The following is a 2,899-nucleotide window of genomic DNA, read 5'->3' as shown; positions in this document are numbered from 1 at the left end:
CGGCCCGCTCGAACGCCTCCCACGACGTCTCCAGCAGCAGGCGCTGCTGCGCATCCGTCGCCAGCGCCTCGCGCGGGCTCATGCCGAAGAACTCGTGATCGAAATCCCCTGCCGTGTGCAGGAATCCGCCGGAGCGCGTGTAGGACGTCCCGATGTGCTCCGGGTCCGGGTCGTAGAGGTTCGCGATGTCCCAGCCGCGGTTCGTCGGGAAGCCGGAGACCGCGTCCACGCCGTCGGCCACCAGCCGCCACAGGTCCTCGGGCGACTCGACGCCGCCCGGATAGCGGCAGGCCATGCCGACGATCACGATCGGGTCGTCCGACACCGACGGCAGCGCCTCGGGAACGTGGACGACGCTCTCCGTGCCGAACAGCCCCTCCAGCAGAAAGCCGGCCAGCGCGCTCGCCGTCGGGTAGTCGAACACCACGGTGGCCGGGAGCTGGAGACCGGTCACCGCCTTGAGCCGGTTGCGCAGCTCGACCGCCGTCAGCGAGTCGAAGCCGAGGTCCTGGAACGCCTTCGACGGATCGACCGCCGAGCCGGCCTCGTGTCCCAGCACCAGCGCGATCTGGTCGCGCACCAGGGTCAGGACGGCCGCCCGCCGCTCGTCGCCGCCGAGGCCCGACAGCCGCTGCGCCAGGCCGGCCGCCCCGGCCGAACCGGCGACGGCGGCGCGCCGCACCCGGCTCCGCACCAGACCGCGCAGCAGCGCGGGCACCTCACCCTGCGCGGCCATCGCCGAGAGGTCGAGGCGGACCGGCAGCACGGCCGGGTGACCGGTGGCGAGCGCCGCGTCGAAGAGCGCGACGCCCTGGTCCGGGGCGATGACCGGCAGACCGAGCCGGGCGATGCGCTGGGCCTCCGCGTCGGTGAGGGTGCCGGTCATGCCGGCCACGTCGGTCCACGGGCCCCAGGCGAGGGAGACGGCGGGCAGGCCGAGCGAGCGGCGGTGGACGGCCAGCGCGTCCAGGTAGGCGTTGCCCGCCGCGTAGGCGGCCTGGCCGGCGCTGCCGAACGTACCGGCGACGGAGGAGAACAGGACGAAGGTCTCGACGTTCCCAGCGGCCACGTGGAGGTTCCACGCCGCGTCCGCCTTCGGGCGCAGGACTGCCGAGACGCGCTCGGCGGTCAGGGACCCGACCACGCCGTCGTCGAGCACGCCGGCCGTGTGGACGACCGCACGGATCTCGTGCCGGGCGAACAGGTCCGCCACCGCCGCCGGGTCGGCGACATCGCACGCCTCGACCTTCGCCCCGGCCCCGAGTTCCGCCAGCAGTTCCCCGACGCCCTCGGCATCCCCACCACGGCGGCTCACCAGCAGCAGATCACGCACCCCGTGCTCGGCCACCAGGTGCCGGGCCACGACCCGGCCCAGGCCGCCCGTGCCACCGGTGACCAGAACCGTGCCCTCGGCCGGCCACGCCACCGTTTCCACCGGCGTCCCCATCCGGGCGAGGCGCGCCGCGAACACCTCACCGTCACGGACGAGCAGCTGCGGCTCCTCCAGGCCCAAGGCCTCCGACGGCAGTTCCTCCGACCCCGCCAGATCCACCAGACCGAACCGGCCCGGCTCCTCCGACATCGCCGACCGCACCAGACCCCACGCCGCAGCACCCGGCAGGTCCTCACCCGCCACCACGCCACGCGTCACGAACACCAGACGAGACCCGGCGAAACGCTCCTCCGCCAGCCACCCCTGCACCAGCTCCAACACACGCGCCGTCCCCGCGTGCACCTCATCCACGGCCATCTCGACCACCACCACCGGCGGAACGACCTCCGACACCTCCGCCAGCGACCCGACCACCACGAACTCCGGCGCGACAGACGCCTTCACCGACACCCAGTCCACCCGGAACAACGCGTCCCGAGTCGCCACCGCGTCGTCCGCCGTCACCGGCCGCACGGCCAGTGACCCCACCGACGCCACCGGGCGCCCCTCGGTGTCGGCGATCGCGAGCGACACCCCGCCGCCCGCCGCCGGGGTCAGCCGCACCCGCACCACCGACGCGCCGGACGCGTGCAGAGCCACGTCCCCCCACGCGAACGGCACCCCGCGCTCCTCGGACCCGGTCAGCGCGAACGCGTGGAGGCAGGCGTCGAACAGTGCCGGGTGCAGGCCGAAGCCGCCGCCGTCGGTGCCCTCGGGCAGGGCGACCTCCGCGAAGACCTCGTCCCCGCGCCGCCACGCCGCGCCGAGCCCCCGGAACGCCGGGCCGTACCCGAACCCGGCCTCCGCCAGACCCTCGTACAGCCCGGTCAGGTCGACCGCCTCGGCGCCGGCCGGCGGCCACACCGCAGCCTCGAACGGCGCGTGCGTCACGCCCGCTCCCAGCACACCGGTGGCGTGGAGGGTCCAGTCCGTCCCGTCCACGTCGTCCGGCCGGCCGTGGACGGTGAGCGCACGCCGCCCGGAGGCGTCCGGCTCGCCGACCCACACCTGCACCCGCACAACGCCCCGCTCGGGCAGGACGAGCGGCGCGGCGAGCGTCAGCTCCTCGACGAGGTCGCAACCGACCTCGTCTCCCGCGCGCACCGCCAGCTCGAGCAGCGCCGTGCCCGGCACCACGACCGAGCCCATGACGACGTGGTCCGCCAGCCACCCGTGCGAGCGGGCCGACAGCCGACCGGTGAACAGGTAGCCGTCCGTGTTGACGAGCTCGACGGCCGCGCCGAGCATCGGGTGCTCGGCGGCGCCGAGGCCCGCGAGCCGGACGTCGCCGCCGCGGGCGAGGGTGACGGCCGGCCAGTGGTTCCGGCGCTGGAACGCGTAGGTGGGCACGTTCGCGGCGCGGGCGCCGGTCCCGGCGAAGAGGGCGGTCCAGTCGACGCGGGCGCCGGTGACGTGCAGGCGGGCCAGGGCGGTCAGAACGCTCGTGTCCTCGGCCTGGTCCTTGCG

The 2,899-nt window shown here is 75.1% G+C and carries 1 protein-coding gene; it reads right to left on the bottom strand.

Annotation, left to right across the window (positions count from 1 at the left end; genetic code table 11):
• A partial coding sequence (locus ACWCYO_RS40515) for an SDR family NAD(P)-dependent oxidoreductase (RefSeq protein WP_449787030.1) occupies positions 1 to 2,899 on the bottom strand: 2,899 nt, incomplete at both ends.

This window comes from Kitasatospora sp. NPDC001683 (assembly GCF_053596495.1).
This window is presented reverse-complemented; position numbering and strand designations above follow the sequence as displayed.